The sequence below is a fragment of the Kineococcus sp. NBC_00420 genome (genome assembly GCF_036021035.1).
In the GTDB taxonomy this organism is placed as follows: Bacteria; Actinomycetota; Actinomycetes; order Actinomycetales; family Kineococcaceae; genus Kineococcus.
The window spans coordinates 63,174-76,375 of record NZ_CP107930.1 but is presented as its reverse complement, the minus strand read 5'-3'; the positions used below and the strand labels follow the sequence as shown (position 1 = coordinate 76,375).

The 13,202-nt window shown below is 67.7% G+C and carries 18 protein-coding genes; 8 read left to right on the top strand and 10 right to left on the bottom strand.

All coding sequences use genetic code 11. The annotated features are described in order from the left end of the window. Positions 1-52 precede the first annotated feature (52 nt). Positions 53-934 carry a hypothetical protein gene (locus OG218_RS00425; protein ID WP_328291232.1) on the bottom strand — a complete coding sequence of 294 codons (882 nt, stop codon included), beginning with the start codon at positions 932-934 and terminating at the stop codon, positions 53-55. Between the two features lie 154 nt (positions 935-1,088). On the opposite strand from OG218_RS00425, the gene OG218_RS00420 reads away from it, so the two are divergent. Next, entirely contained in the window at positions 1,089-1,832 is a 744-nt protein-coding gene (locus OG218_RS00420) for a hypothetical protein (protein ID WP_328291231.1), read from the top strand. A gap of 220 nt (positions 1,833-2,052) precedes the next feature. Continuing rightward, a complete protein-coding gene (locus OG218_RS00415; protein ID WP_328291230.1) occupies positions 2,053-2,850 on the top strand; it encodes an aminoglycoside phosphotransferase family protein in 798 nt (265 codons plus the stop codon). Between the two features lie 130 nt (positions 2,851-2,980). On the opposite strand, the gene OG218_RS00410 is transcribed toward OG218_RS00415, so the two are convergent. Then, positions 2,981-3,253, bottom strand: a complete 273-nt coding sequence (locus OG218_RS00410; RefSeq protein WP_328291229.1) for a MafI family immunity protein — start codon at positions 3,251-3,253, stop codon at positions 2,981-2,983. 136 nt (positions 3,254-3,389) lie between these two features. On the opposite strand from OG218_RS00410, the gene OG218_RS00405 reads away from it, so the two are divergent. After that, positions 3,390-3,794 carry a hypothetical protein gene (locus OG218_RS00405; protein WP_328291228.1) on the top strand — a complete coding sequence of 135 codons (405 nt, stop codon included), beginning with the start codon at positions 3,390-3,392 and terminating at the stop codon, positions 3,792-3,794. Between the two features lie 195 nt (positions 3,795-3,989). On the opposite strand, the gene OG218_RS00400 is transcribed toward OG218_RS00405, so the two are convergent. From OG218_RS00400 to OG218_RS00390, 3 genes are all read right to left on the bottom strand, one after another. Continuing rightward, positions 3,990-4,364, bottom strand: a complete 375-nt coding sequence (locus OG218_RS00400) for a hypothetical protein (RefSeq protein ID WP_328291227.1) — start codon at positions 4,362-4,364, stop codon at positions 3,990-3,992. A gap of 218 nt (positions 4,365-4,582) precedes the next feature. Then, positions 4,583-4,804 carry a hypothetical protein gene (locus tag OG218_RS00395; RefSeq protein WP_328291226.1) on the bottom strand — a complete coding sequence of 74 codons (222 nt, stop codon included), beginning with the start codon at positions 4,802-4,804 and terminating at the stop codon, positions 4,583-4,585. Between the two features lie 188 nt (positions 4,805-4,992). After that, positions 4,993-5,340, bottom strand: a complete 348-nt coding sequence (locus OG218_RS00390) for a hypothetical protein (RefSeq protein ID WP_328291225.1) — start codon at positions 5,338-5,340, stop codon at positions 4,993-4,995. 226 nt (positions 5,341-5,566) lie between these two features. Here OG218_RS00390 and OG218_RS00385 point away from each other — a divergent pair, with 226 nt between their 5' ends. Beyond that, on the top strand, positions 5,567-6,493 hold the full coding sequence (locus OG218_RS00385) for a tetratricopeptide repeat protein (protein ID WP_328291224.1): 927 nt from the start codon (positions 5,567-5,569) through the stop codon (positions 6,491-6,493). A gap of 103 nt (positions 6,494-6,596) precedes the next feature. Here OG218_RS00385 and OG218_RS00380 read toward each other — a convergent pair whose 3' ends face one another. From OG218_RS00380 to OG218_RS00370, 3 genes are all read right to left on the bottom strand, one after another. Continuing rightward, positions 6,597-6,869, bottom strand: coding sequence for a MafI family immunity protein (locus OG218_RS00380; protein WP_328291223.1), 273 nt, complete (start codon positions 6,867-6,869; stop codon positions 6,597-6,599). Between the two features lie 562 nt (positions 6,870-7,431). Further along, positions 7,432-7,848 carry a hypothetical protein gene (locus OG218_RS00375; protein WP_328291222.1) on the bottom strand — a complete coding sequence of 139 codons (417 nt, stop codon included), beginning with the start codon at positions 7,846-7,848 and terminating at the stop codon, positions 7,432-7,434. A gap of 315 nt (positions 7,849-8,163) precedes the next feature. After that, the gene (locus OG218_RS00370; RefSeq protein ID WP_328291221.1) at positions 8,164-8,547 is read right to left on the bottom strand and encodes a hypothetical protein; all 384 of its coding nucleotides are present in this window, start codon (positions 8,545-8,547) and stop codon (positions 8,164-8,166) included. 225 nt (positions 8,548-8,772) lie between these two features. Between OG218_RS00370 and OG218_RS00365 the strand changes: the two genes are divergently transcribed. After that, positions 8,773-9,231: a hypothetical protein gene (locus tag OG218_RS00365; RefSeq protein WP_328291220.1), complete on the top strand. Its 459-nt coding sequence runs from the start codon at positions 8,773-8,775 to the stop codon at positions 9,229-9,231. A gap of 264 nt (positions 9,232-9,495) precedes the next feature. Here OG218_RS00365 and OG218_RS00360 read toward each other — a convergent pair whose 3' ends face one another. Continuing rightward, positions 9,496-10,026 (bottom strand): hypothetical protein, encoded by a 531-nt coding sequence (locus OG218_RS00360; RefSeq protein ID WP_328291219.1) that lies wholly within the window; start codon positions 10,024-10,026, stop codon positions 9,496-9,498. 304 nt (positions 10,027-10,330) lie between these two features. Here OG218_RS00360 and OG218_RS00355 point away from each other — a divergent pair, with 304 nt between their 5' ends. From OG218_RS00355 to OG218_RS00345, 3 genes are all read left to right on the top strand, one after another. Beyond that, complete coding sequence (locus OG218_RS00355; protein ID WP_328291218.1) at positions 10,331-11,290, top strand: tyrosine-type recombinase/integrase; 960 nt, start codon at positions 10,331-10,333, stop codon at positions 11,288-11,290. Between the two features lie 98 nt (positions 11,291-11,388). Beyond that, positions 11,389-12,057, top strand: coding sequence for a hypothetical protein (locus OG218_RS00350; RefSeq protein WP_328291217.1), 669 nt, complete (start codon positions 11,389-11,391; stop codon positions 12,055-12,057). Positions 12,058-12,305: 248 nt separating this feature from the next. Next, positions 12,306-12,680, top strand: coding sequence for a hypothetical protein (locus OG218_RS00345; RefSeq protein ID WP_328291216.1), 375 nt, complete (start codon positions 12,306-12,308; stop codon positions 12,678-12,680). On the opposite strand, the gene OG218_RS00340 is transcribed toward OG218_RS00345, so the two are convergent. Beyond that, positions 12,677-12,970 (bottom strand): hypothetical protein, encoded by a 294-nt coding sequence (locus OG218_RS00340; RefSeq protein WP_328291215.1) that lies wholly within the window; start codon positions 12,968-12,970, stop codon positions 12,677-12,679. The genes OG218_RS00345 and OG218_RS00340 overlap by 4 nt on opposite strands. Positions 12,971-13,202 lie beyond the last annotated feature (232 nt).

The window sequence follows — 13,202 nt, the reverse complement described above, 5'->3', positions numbered from 1 at the left end:
AGGGACACATCCACCTCATGCAGGTCACCGTGAAGGCAATGGTTCCGACCGCTCACTCACGGACCACGTCGAGGTCCTCGCAGGCCCCGTCGACAACCCGCACAGCACCAGCGTCGGTGATCACGCACGCAGCCCCGCCCCCACGCACTTGCACCGTCATCACCCGCACCCGCTCACCGGTGACCGTGGAGACGGGCAAGTCCTCATCGACGGTGAACCGCAGGTGCGGCCGCGCCCCACCGAGATCACCCGACACCTCGTCCGAGACCGCCTCCCAGAACGTGTCAGCGCGAAAGTCGTCCCCAGCGCTGGTGCGCTCCACCGCAGCCCGGACCCGATCGGCTAGCCCCACCGCACCACCCGCGGCACTCACCTGCTCCGTGGCATCCACCGCGAACAGGTCGTAAGGCGGCTGCGGCCGAAACGTCGACCAGACCAGTGAAGCCGTGGCCACCACCCCCAGCAGCGCCACCCACGGCACCACCTGCCGCGGCAGCGTCAACGCCACCCAGGCTGTGATCGCACCCACCAGCGCTCCCGCCGGCAGGCAGATCAGCAGCCACAGCCAGAGCCAGACGACGTCACCGACCCACAAGGTCAGCGCCACCCCCAGCACCAAACCCAGCCCTGCACCCGCGCCGGCGTGACGGACCACCAGCCGTCCACCCCGAGCGGCGCCGGAGACCAGGAAGGAGACGAGCACCCCGGCGTAGCTGCAGCCCAGCACCACCAGCGCCCAGAACCCGGCGTCGCGATCGACGCCGTCCTCACCGGTGGCCAGGGCGCCGAAGGCCGTGGCAAGCATTGCCACCACGCCCGCACCCGCCAGCCGGCGCCACCACCGCGCCGCCCCGATGCCGAAGCCGTCACCGACCCTCCCGGCGCGCGAATCCGCAGGGCTCTCAGAGCCATCGGGCAGTCCGGTTGTCGTCACCACATCAGCGTCTCGCGCACCACCTCGTGGTGCAGGGCTCATCACACCTTGATGAGTGTCTCCTCGAACACACCCATCCGGTCATCCCGCCGTCCGCGCGTTCAAACCAATCCCGAAGCGAGGTCCCCGCGCCCAGCTGCGACATGCTGGCGCGATGAGGTGGCCACGCCGACACACCCGACCCCTCGAGACGACCACGCTGCCCGCCGGCGTAGTCCAGCTCGCCCGCCGGCTGCCGGACCCGCAGGAGCTGCGCCGGCACTGCCAGGGCCTGGCAATGCTGGACGCGATCCAGGCCGAGGACCCCACCGACCGCTACTACTCCTTCGACGCCTCCTGGAGCCCCACCGAGCAGCTGGCGTCGATGGACGACGGCTCCGGCAACTCCTGGTCGATCACCTTCACCCCCGACGGGGCGTGGCTGCGCGGCTTCGATCACGAGAGCCCGATGAGCCCTTACGGCGAACCCTTCGACCTCGACTGGCTCGCCGCCGTCCCTCAGCCGCTACGCGCTACCGCTGCTGAAGTGGCCTTCACCGACGGGGACCTACCGCTGCTCACCCTGGCCTGCTGGTGGCTACACCTCGCACAGGACGAGGAGACGGGCCCTCACCCGGGAGACGAACAGCGCTGGCACCCGGTGCAGCTGCGCAGCAGCGTCCCCGCCGACCTCGACGACGGCAGCGGGTGGCTGCTGAGCGGACTCGACGCCGACCCCGACACCTACCGCAGTTTCGCCGCGGACTACTACGAGACCGAACTCGAGCGTGACGACACCGCTCACGTCCTCGCGCTGCGGCCACTGAGCGAGGAACTGGTGAGACGGCTCAATCCCCAGCGGACGCTGGCGCAGCTTGCAGAGGACATCGTCTCGATCGGCTACCCGAAGCCCACCTGATCCGCACCGAAACGGCCGGTCATCCCGCGATCTGGGCGGTCGCGACTGACTTGCGACATCGCGGTCCTCCCGATGTACGACGGTCATCCCTGCCCGTAGGACCTCGACACGACGTGGCCCGGCAGACGGCCGGGGGCATGGACGGCCCGCCTGGCGTGATGGGCGGCTGCACCGCCACCTGGCGGCGAGGCCACGGCGACCTGGGACCAGACTGCGTGAGGTGAACGCAGACGAGGAAGTCACCACACCACAGCTCGAGGTGGCCCTGGAGGGCGGCAACATGGGCGGTGCCGTCCGCGTCGGGACCACGGTGCGTCGCCCAGCAGGCCCCTGGACCGCGACCGTTCAACGCCTGCTGCAGCACCTGCACGAGCACGGCCTGAACTGGACGCCGCAACCGCTGGGACGCGATGAACGCGGACGCGACATCACCTCCCACCTACCGGGCACCGTCCCCAGCTACCCCCTACCGCCGTGGGTATGGACCGATGAGGTCCTGATCCGAGCAACGGAGTTCCTGGCGCAGTTGCATGAGGTCAGCGCCACCTTCAACACCGAAGACGCCAGCTGGCAACTGCCTACCCACGAGCCAGCTGAGGTCGTCTGTCACAACGACTTCGACCCCTACAACATGGTCTTCGAAGATCAGCAGCTGAGCGGGGTCATCGACTGGGACACCGCATCACCGGGCCCGCGCGTGTGGGACGTGGCCTACATGGCCTACCGGCTGGTGCCCCTGACCGACCCCGACACCGGCGACGGACTGCCCAACACGCTCTCGGAGAAGGCACGGCGTCTGCGCCTGGTGTGCAAGACCTACGGCCAGGACCTCGACCCGGCCCGGGTGGTCTCCGTCGCCGTGGATCGCATCCGCGATCTCGCCGCCTTCACCCAAGCTCGCGCCGACGCTGGGCACGAGCACCTACACGCCCACGTCAGCACGTATCACCAGGACGCGGCCTGGATCACCGCCAACGCTCAGCACCTGCGTGCCGAAGAGCCTGACCTACCGGACTGACAAGCACCGCACCGCACCGCACCGTCAGGCACGCTGTTGACCGCGTAGCGACTTCACGGTCATCCCGCGGTGCGCGTGGTCGCGCTGTTCTGCAGGACAACGAGTCTCAGCTTTTAGAAGCCACCAGGCTTCAAAGCAAGGGACAGAAGACGAGGGCTCGGGTGACCTCGTCCTCCAAACCCATCGGACCGGCCAGGGCCAACATGGTTGCTCGCTCACCGGTGGAGACGGGTTGCTCTGACTCTGCAAGTGCATCGACCAGGGACTCGAGGGCAAGGCCGAGCTCGTTGACGCTGACGTACTCCTCCACCAGCCTGTCCTCACTAGCTGAAAGGCGACCCCGCAGCCGGCTGGCTAGCTCGCGCAGCTCGGCGGCGACCCGCATGAAGTAGTCCGGCTCCACGGTTCGATACTCCCAGGCGACTTCACGGTCATCCCGTTTATGCAGGTGATCGGTGTCAAGGGGCTCAGGAACCGCGCTCAGTCGAGAGACGTCACATCGCTGTGTCAGCCACCGCCGCGTCGGTCGAGGTTCTCTGATGGAACCGACACCTCAACGCGCGCCCCGATGGGTACTGATCCTCCTCGTCCTCGCCGTAGCCGCAGTCGTGGCCGCCATCAAGATGCCGCCCTGGTCCTTCCTCACCCGTGAAGACCTGACCTCCTGCGGCGAGGTCAGCCGCGACAGGACGGGAGAAGTACCCCGAGACGGCACCGCGTGCCTGCTGGCGGCGCAGACCAACGGCGCCGGCGCCGAGCTGAAGGTGACCGACTACACCACCGAGGGCGACCCGATCTTCACGTACTACCGCGTGACGTCTGACCACAGCGGCATGGAGGTCTTCGTCGACAGCCGCGACGGCTACGGGAAGAAGGGTTGGACGCACCTCGACTGCCCCCAGGCCCGCGCCGTACCCGACGTAGGGACCTGCCAGGACGCGTGACCAGTGCGGTCTCGTGGGGCGGGCAGTTCACGCCCGCCAGTGAAGAACGCACGGTCATCCCGCGTTGTGCGTGGTCGGCCCGGGTCGACGCCGACCGGATCTGTCGATGTCCGGATGCAAGCTGAGCACGACGATCACCCGCATATCGCCGAGCTTCGGGTAATCGACCCAGACCATCTTGGCCGCCAGTAGCGCCTACTGCGCCGTACCCGCCTCGAGATCCCTAGACAGGTGCAGACGCCTCAGGTGTCGAATCTGGGCCACGCAAGCAAGAGGCAGCGCGACAGCTGGCGCTACCCCCACAAGCCACCACGGCGAGCTCACGACGGCGGCAGTGATCATCACGCCAGCGAAGACGACGCTCAAGATCGAGACGTAGGGCAGCAAGGCACGGTTCAAACGCAGATGGTTCTCCACCTCCCGGGCGCTCGTCTCACGACTGCGCACCGTGATGCGGACGATGACAACAGCGCTGACCAACGCGCCAACCGCTCCAACCACCGTCTGCACGACCCGCCCCTCGGCCAGCCCCCAGATGGCGAAGGCGAGGAGGAGCAGCTCTGCAGCCAACAACGCACCCAGTAGGAAGCGGGGCGCGCCTGACTGCGGTCTGTCCCTGCTAAGCATCCCGACAGCTTCCCGTAGCGCATCGCCCTACGTATGGCTGCCGCCCCAGATAGACGAGGGCCGCCACGCTCGGTCATCCCGCTAGTCGCGCGCCGCGGTCCTCGCACCTAGCGCTGAACACATCCCCCTTCACACCGACGACTCTCCCGTGAGTGAGGAGGTCAGTACTCGAGCGAGCTGCGCGACGAGCGGCTGGCAAGCCGGGCCGCCACGACCGTGAGGAGACCGGCGACGAGCAGGACGGCCGCACCGAGTGCGAGCGGACCGTTCCACACGCGTGCCCCGACGTCGGGGAGACCCCGGACGACCAATGACAGAAGGAGTCCCAGGACCCCAGCGATCGCCAGTGGTGCGCCCAGGAGGTACAGCAGTCGTGCAGGCATCAGGGGCCCTTCCCATCGAAACCTCGGACACTAGATGAGCCTCACCGGCCTGAGCGTCACCTCTCACCTGATCGGGGGCCAGAACGCACGGTCATCCCGCGATGTGAGTGATCGCCAGCGGCCGACGCCGTCGCGGACATGGCGAGATCAGGTGGTGGAGGAGCAGCCACCCGCAACACACCATCAACTCATCGGCACTCGGAGACGACCTCGATCAAGCCCACGATGTGGTCGTTAAACGCTTCGAGGTCCTCCGCAGGGATCCAGTACTCCAAGATCGTGCGACCGCCGGCCTGCTCAACGGGGTAAGCGTCGAGAAAGTCCTTGCGCACCCGGAAGCGCGTGACGTAGCCGACGCCGCTATGCGCCACATTCCAGTCCTTCGCGATCTTGGTCGCGTACTCCTCGTTGAGCACTGGGTAGAAGATCGGCTGTTCGGGCAACCGCGGTGGCCAGCGTTGCCACCCGGACTCCTCCACCAGGGCCAGTTCCTCTGGCCCTGTCGGCCGCCACAGCACCACCGTCTCCTCACCCATGCCCAGCAGCTTCGCAGAGCTCGTCGACCTCACGGTCATCCCGCGGTGTGCGCGCTGCTGCCGGCGGCTGACGACCTCGCTCTCACGGCGATGTCCGGGTGCAAGTCGAGAGCAAAGATCACCCGCATATTCCCGCGGTGCGGGCGGTGTCGCTGACGCCTGTCGACTTCACTCATCTGCCGATGACCACGCGAGACTGAAGTAAGCCGGCGGGCACACTCGAGTGGTGACCCAAGAGCTGGACAAACGTCTACGCATGGCGCTGGCCGGTACAGACGTCGATGCGCTCATCGACGTGGGATGCGACCTGGCCGAGGCCGACCGCCAGACCGACGCGCTGGTCTGCTTCCAGCGAGCAGTGGCGCTGGGCGAGGAGCTGATGTGGTTCAACGTCGGCAACACGCTGCGCCAGCTGGAGCGCCCCTTGGAGGCCATCGATGCCTACGAGAAGGCCGTCGCTGCCGGAGAAACTGACGCGTGGCTCAACCTCGGCATCGTCCTGGAGCTCGAGGGCGACCTGGCCGCGGCGATGAACGCCTACCGCGCCGCCTGGGACCTGGGCGGTCAGCCTGAAGGGCTCATGAACCTCGCACTCCTGCTGCGCGAGCAAGGCCTGCGTGAAGAAGCGGAAGCGACGCTGACGCAGGCGGCTGAGCATGGCAATGCGGCTGCTGCGGCGCTGTTGGCCACGTGGCGGTGGGAGCGAACACGCGACCCTGCCTTGGAAGCGCAGTTGCGCGCGGGTGCACCCGTCGATGGCGACACCCGCGCGTCGCTGGCAGCGCTGCTCCTAGCCACGGGCCGGCGTGCTGAAGCGCGAGCCCAGCTGGAGCTCGGCGCCAAGCTCGGCCAGGACGAGTGCTGGCTGCCGCTGGGCAACCTGCTGTGCGGTGACGACCTGGATCGCGACGACCTGGACGGCGAGGAGCTCGATCGTGAGGTAGCGGCGGACGAAGTGATTGACGAGGTCGCAGCCGAAGAGGCCTATCGGGCCGGCATCGCGTCGGGGGACCTGTTCTGCCACCACAACCTCGCGATGCTGCTGCTCGATCGTGGAGACACCGACGGCGCTGACGTGCACCTGCTAGCCGGTGCCACCGGAGGTGATGAGATGGCTCAACGAGCATGGAAAAGGCTCCATACCGACGACTGAGTGCCCGTGGTGGATGGGCGGACGACGTCACGGTCATCCCGCGATACGCGCGATGTCACGGTCCTGCACGGCAACGCGTCTCGTCTTCAGAAGCCACCAAGCCTCAAGGCAAGGGACAGAAGGCGAGGGCTCGGGTGACCTCGTCCTGCAAACCCATCGGATTCGCCAGGGCCAACATGGTTGCTCGCTCATCTGCGGAGACGGGTTGCTCTGCCTCTGCAAGTGCATCGACCAGGGACTCGAGTGCAAGGCCGAGCTCGTTGACGCTGACGTACTCCTCCACCAGCCTCTCCGCACTGTCTGATAGACGGCCCCGCAGTCGGCTGGCTAGCTCACGCAGCTCGGCGGCAACCCACATGAAGTAGTCCGGCTCCACAGTTCAATGCTGCCAGGCGACTTCACGGTCATCCCGCTGGCCGAGACCTCACTTCCTCGGTCAGGCGTCAGCAGAAGGTCTCGAAGACCAGCAGGCGAGCTGGCTCGCCACCGTCCTCGCAGCGCCACACGTGCGCTGCGCACGTAAGTCCACCAACGCTGGAGGTCGGGGCCAGCTCGCCCGGGACCTCGAAGCACCGTTGCATCTCGTGCCACCACGCCTGAGCCTGCTTCGCGCTCAGACGGATCACCTCGTCACCGTCTGAGCCACGGACGAGGACGTCCTGCTGGCGGTGGAGGAAGTGACGGACCTACTTGGCATCGCACCAACGCGCCCAGTGGGTCGTCCACCGACGGCCGGCCTCGTCGACCAGGTCCTGACCGGCGGGGTCCGCCGCTGATCCATGGGCCACGAGAGCAGTCTTGCCGATCGACGGGCGTCACCGCGCACGACTTCACGGTCATCCCGCGGTGCGCGGCTAGTCGTGCCTTATGACGCCGTACCCCTACCTCAGCAGCGGCAGCGGTCTGACCACCGCACGTGACCCATCACCACCCAGGCACTACTGCACCCAGACAGCCACCCCCACGAACACGACAGCCGCAGCCAGCGGCACCAAAACCGCAGCGACCACATGAACAGCACCGCGCTGAGGCCGGCGCACCAGGGCAGCACTCACCAGGGCCGCGCCCACACCCAACACCACGCCTTGAAGACCGCAGAAGAAACCGAAGACGATGAAGACGAGCAGGACCACGCGCACCGGGGTCGGCAACGGCGCCAAGGTGGGCCTCTGGTGACCGTCCACCTCCACCACCGGGCTCAGCTGCCGCCAACTGAAGCCGGCCTGCACCTGGTAGCTGCGTCCGTCCTCATCAAGGAGGACGTAGCTACCCCAGCGGTCTCGGGGCAGCTCCACACCCTCGAGCAGGACGCGGGGACGACGAGACCAGGCCCGCTTCACCACCAGATCGTTCACGGGTAGGAGTACCGGGGCAACCATGCGCGTGACCTTGCCAGGCCCACACTGGATCGCACCGGCAAGGACCACCTCTACTACTCCGATCGGGCGACGTGTCGCTCACACAGCTAGTAGGAGCACCGTCCGCGTCTACTCGACGCGGGCAGACGGCTTCACGGTCATCCCGCGTTGTGCGCGCTGTCGCAGGCGGCGACTCCACTTCTCTGACGATGAGCGGGACACGCGGTGAGGTCGATGCACACAGTCACGGGCCGTGCTGTTCATCGTGGATGCGGCGCTGGCAGCATCATGACGTGACCTTGCCCACGGGGCTCAGCCCACGCGCGCGCCCCCGACGCCGACCTCAACGCTGTCGTCGTTCTTGTGGACAGTGACAGGGTGCGGATCGCCCTCGGCGATGAGGTCGCCCTGACTGGTGAGCTTCCAACTGCTCGGCTCCAAGGTCCCCTCGCACTTACCGGGCGAGACGTCAACGTCGACGTCGAGGTGACCCGGGGTGGGCTCGGACACCGTGACGCCACGGGCGGGACAGTCCGCGGCGGTGAAGGTCGTCAGCATGATCGTGTGCCGGCCCAGGATCGTGGCCGCATCGCCCGTCTTGCTGTCCGCCCCGAGCACCTTGGCCTGGGTGAAAGCTGCCTGCGCCTGTGCACTGGTCATGGCGGAGGCGGAGGCCGGGGTCGCGGCTGGGGTCACGGCCGGTTCGGGAGAACTGGAACAACCCGCAACCGCGCAGAGGACAGCGGCGAGAAGCAAACCTGCTCGGATACTGCGGGACACGGGGCCTCCAGGGTGCGGCGATCCCCCCACCCATCGGCACGCCCAGGCCAGACCTTGAGCCCTCATGGCAGGCAATGAAGCTCCCCGTGCTCTGAGCCGAGCAGGTTCAAGATCCTGACTTCTCGCTCCGAGAGCATGACGGTGAGCGGTGCCGACACGCACGGTCAGCTTGAGGACAGTAACGAAGACGCTGGAGGTCTTTGCGACTGCGAGCAATCAGGCGCGGCAGATGCACCGTGGTGCTGGCGCTGCCACCGCCTGACGGTTCGTCCCGATCCCAGGTTCGACTGGCAGACAGGGCACGATCTGACAGCCAAAGCCTTATCCACCCCACCTCCAGCGCCCGTTCAGCTGCGGCGGAGCGCACCGCGATCTCGGCTGATCAGGAGCGAGGTGACGTTCGGGCCGGTGGGCAGGATCTTGTGCACGATCGTTGCCGGCCTACCGCTGCTGTTCTTCCTCCGCTACTTCCTCTTCGGTGGCTGGGTGGGCATCCTCATTTACGGCGGCATCCTCTATCCCTGGGCGATCCGCGACATCTGGCGCTCCATCCCCGAGCCTGCCCCCACTCCAGGGGACGGCCGTCAAAGAAGACGCTGATGCGCCACTACGCGCCGGACGCACGGACGCGGCGTCGGGCCTGTGCGGGTCAGCGGGACATCACGGTCATCCCGCGGTCCCGACCCTGCCGTCAGCAGCTTGTGCCCAGCGTGGTCGGCGCCGATACTGAAGAGGTGCGCATCCCCGTAGGGATGCGAAGTGGGCCCGGCAGCCCTCCGGACGGTGGGCGAGCCGGGCTTCGCGCTGTCCGGGCCCCACTGAAACCGGTGCACTGACTCCCTGCCCCGCAACATCGCGGTGAGCTCACTCCACCCGCTGAATCTCCCCGATGATCGGACGCACCCGGTCCTGCCACAGACTGCCGTGGGTCCAGCACCACGCCACGGCATCCGCGATCCACAACAGCGGCTCACTACGCGGTGGCAGGTGCTCATAGACCAGCTCATCCGCCACTCCCGCCGTCCGCACCGCGGCCCGCAAGGTCCGACGGTCGCTGGCGATGAGGGAGTCGTCCTGTTCCAGCACCAATCGGTGCGCCCCCGCCACCGCCAGATCCGCCACCAACTGCTCCAACACCAGGCGACGAGCCAAGCGCTGATCGGCGATGGTGCGGGCGTCGTAGACGTCGACCACGACGCCACTGGCGCACAACGCCGCCGCGATCTGGCCTTGGCGGGCCCTGCCTTCCTTGGTGAAGTGCAGCCGCTCCTGCCGCGCCAGCAACAGGCCCCGCAGCAGGGTGCGGGTGGGGGCCAGCTGCCGGGGCTGCACCCTCGCTGCGGCGATCAACAGCCCGTTGGCTTTCGTCTCATCGACGAAGACGTGCACGCTCACCGCGGCCTCCGCACCGACGCCCGCACCGACGCCCGTGCTGAAGGGTCCTCCGGCGACTTCGCTGGCGGGTCCTCCGGCGACTTCGCTGGCGGGTCCTCCGACGACTTCGCTGGCGGGTCCTCCGGCAACTTCGCTGACGGGTCTCCCGACGGGTCCTGCAGACGCAGTGGAGAACTCACGGTCGCAGCAGGCACCGCGTCAGCATCGTGGATCACGTCTATCGATGCTCCCCTGGGTCATCTAATGCGCTCACCGCCACAGATGGCTTCTCGCGCAAGCCGCGGATGTAGAGGCACGCTCGAGCATGACCCAGCCCACCGACACCCCTGCCCCTACTCCGGCCCCTGCTCCCACTGCGTTGCCTATCGCCCTCGGCGACGGGACCTGGCGCACCGACCCCCTGCGCCTGGCCATCGCCGCCTACCTCGCCCGCTACCGCGGCCAAACTCGCCGCCACGCTGAATCCGACCTGCGCGCCTACCTCACCTGGTGCCAACTGCGCGGACTCAACCCGTTGCAGGCCCGACGACCGCACATCGAGCTCTACGTCCGCTGGATGCAGGAAACCCAGCATTTCGCCGCCTCGACGGTGTCGCGGCGGATGTCGGTGGTCGCGGGCTTCTACCGGACCTGCGTCATCGACAGCGTGCTGGAGCACTCACCGGCTGACTACGTCCGCCGTCCCAACGTGCCGCCGGAGTCACCCACCCTGGGCCTGTCGCACCTGCAGCTGGAAGCGATGCTCTCCACCTCTCGAGACTCGACCAACCCCTGCGACTTCGCCCTGGTGTGCCTGCTCGGGTTGCTGGGCCTGCGCATCTTCGAAGCCTGCGCCCTGGACATCGCCGACCTCGGGGAGGAGCACGGCCACCGCGTCCTGCGGGTGGTGGGTAAGGGCCACAAAGTCGTCCTCGTCCCCTTGGCTCCGGCGGTGGGACGGGCGGTGGATCGCGCCATCGGCAACCGCACGACGGGTGCGCTGATGTTGAACACCCGCGGCGGGCGCCTGGACCGCCACTCCGCGACCAGACGTCTCAAGCACCTCGCCGCGGACGCCCGCATCCGGTTGCCGCGGATGCATCCGCACATGCTGCGCCACACCTATGTCACCACCATGCTCGACGCCGGTGTTGACCTCCGAGACGTGCAGATCGCCGCGCGCCACGCCGACCCCCGCACCACGATGCGCTACGACCGGGCCCGCACCACCCTGGATCGCCACCCCAACTACATCCTCGCCGCCTACATGGCGTCGGGTACCTGACCGACTTCACTCATCTAGCGATCTGCCGGCGGGCCGTGGAGCGGTCGATGCGCTCAGCTACCGCTCAGGCGCAGACCCGGTCCGGTCGATGAAGGGGCATGACCGGCATCCCCGTGAGTAGCTTCCCCGCCTCCGCCTCGGCAAGGACCTGGTCTGCCCCCATCAGCAGTACCGCTGCTGGTGGTGAGCCCGCGGTTCAGACGTCGGGGAGCTCTGCCTCGGCTACGCCGGCCACAGACCCCGCCCAGGTCGCTGCCCAGGTCGCCCACACCGCCGGGATCACTTCCTCCAGCGCCCGGGGCGCCTTCACCGCCTTCCTCAAGGGCCAGACGTCCACCGCCGCACTCTGGTCCGTCTCCGGCAGCAACGCCACTGCCGGGACTCTGCCCAGCCCGGCCTTGGCCGGGGTCACCTTCGACCAGGACGGCATCCCCGACTTCAGCGCCATCGTGAAGGCCGGCGGCAAGGTCACCGGCGCTCTGCCCCCCGACGGACAGTCCGTCTGGACCATCAACTTCAACGGCCGTCGCATCGTGCAGTACGCCGTGGAGATCGACCGTGGCGACGGCTCCAAGCCGGTCTTGCTCAAGGGTGTCAACGTCAACTGCGACAGCTCCGTCGACCGTGCCGGGCGCCAGGACGCCTTGGTGGATGCGGCGAAGATGTTCGCCGCCATGCCCAACTCCCTGGAGGAGGTCCGCACCCGCTGCTGGGGTGGGCGCTCCCCGTGGACTGCGCCCCAGCGCAGCGTCGACGTGCGGGCCTAACGTCTGCTCCCGGCAGCCGGAGGGCGAAGCAGTGTCACGGTCATCCCGCGTTGTGCGCGGTCGCGTGGGGTCGGCGACGGCCGCTCATGGCGATGTCCGAGTGGTCACGGGGTCGTTGTGGGCTCCTGCGGGTGGTGGTCCTGTGGAGAAGTTGATCAACGAATCGGGCTGAGCTCGGCACGCGCCGATGCTGAAAGTACCTCGACAGTTCGAGCCGCTGCACCCCTCTCACCGCCCAGGAGCTGCACGTGCCCGCCGGCTCGACCCTCATCCGCCGCCTGATCGGTGGGTTCATGATCCTCACTGCCCCCTTGGCGCTGCCGTTGCTGTTCTTTCAGGCCGACCTCTTCGGCATCGAGAGCGACTTCTGCATCTACAAGGGCGTCAGCCCGCGCGTCCCCCTTGAACAGCGGATTCTCGAGCGCGGCGTCGACGTCCGTCAGCACTGGGAGTGGTTCCCCATGGGGGTGCGCTGCGACTGGTTCCTGCGTGATGGCAGCTTCGTCACCACCACGGCTGCCACCTGGGACCGCGACGCCCTCGCTGGCGGCGCAATCGGCTATGGACTGCTGGGCCTGACGCTGGTGGTGGCACCCCGAATCAAGATCGGCGCGGATGCCTAGCTGACCGACCTGCCACCGCTACGCCTCACCACAGCGGTGACCACCTGGTACGGCACGACCGCGACCACCAAGATGATCGCCAGCCGAGCCCAGAAGGGCAGCGTCGAATCAGCCGATGCGACGCCGGCCATCGTGATGAAGGCCAGAGCCGCAACGTCGAAGACTCTGGGCCAGCCGTGCTGACGTGGGTCCCTTTCCCACGAGGCTCGCTCTGGAGCAGGGCGAGCGTGCATCCAGGCGGAGAGGGCCGAGAAGAAAGCCGCCGGCACCAGCCACAGCATCCAGATCACACCGTCATGATCCTGGACTCTCACGCGAATGCCAGCGCCATCTAACGACGATGAGCCGACCGGGCGACCTCACGGTCATCCCGCGGTGTGCGCAGCGCACGGTCATCCCGCGGTGCGCGCAGCGCACGGTCATCCCGCGGTGCGCGCGGAGCGCACGGTCATCCCGCTGACCAGCACGTCATCGACCGCCCGCACATGACGAATTGCGGGTGGTCATCGAGCGGCCGTGCAC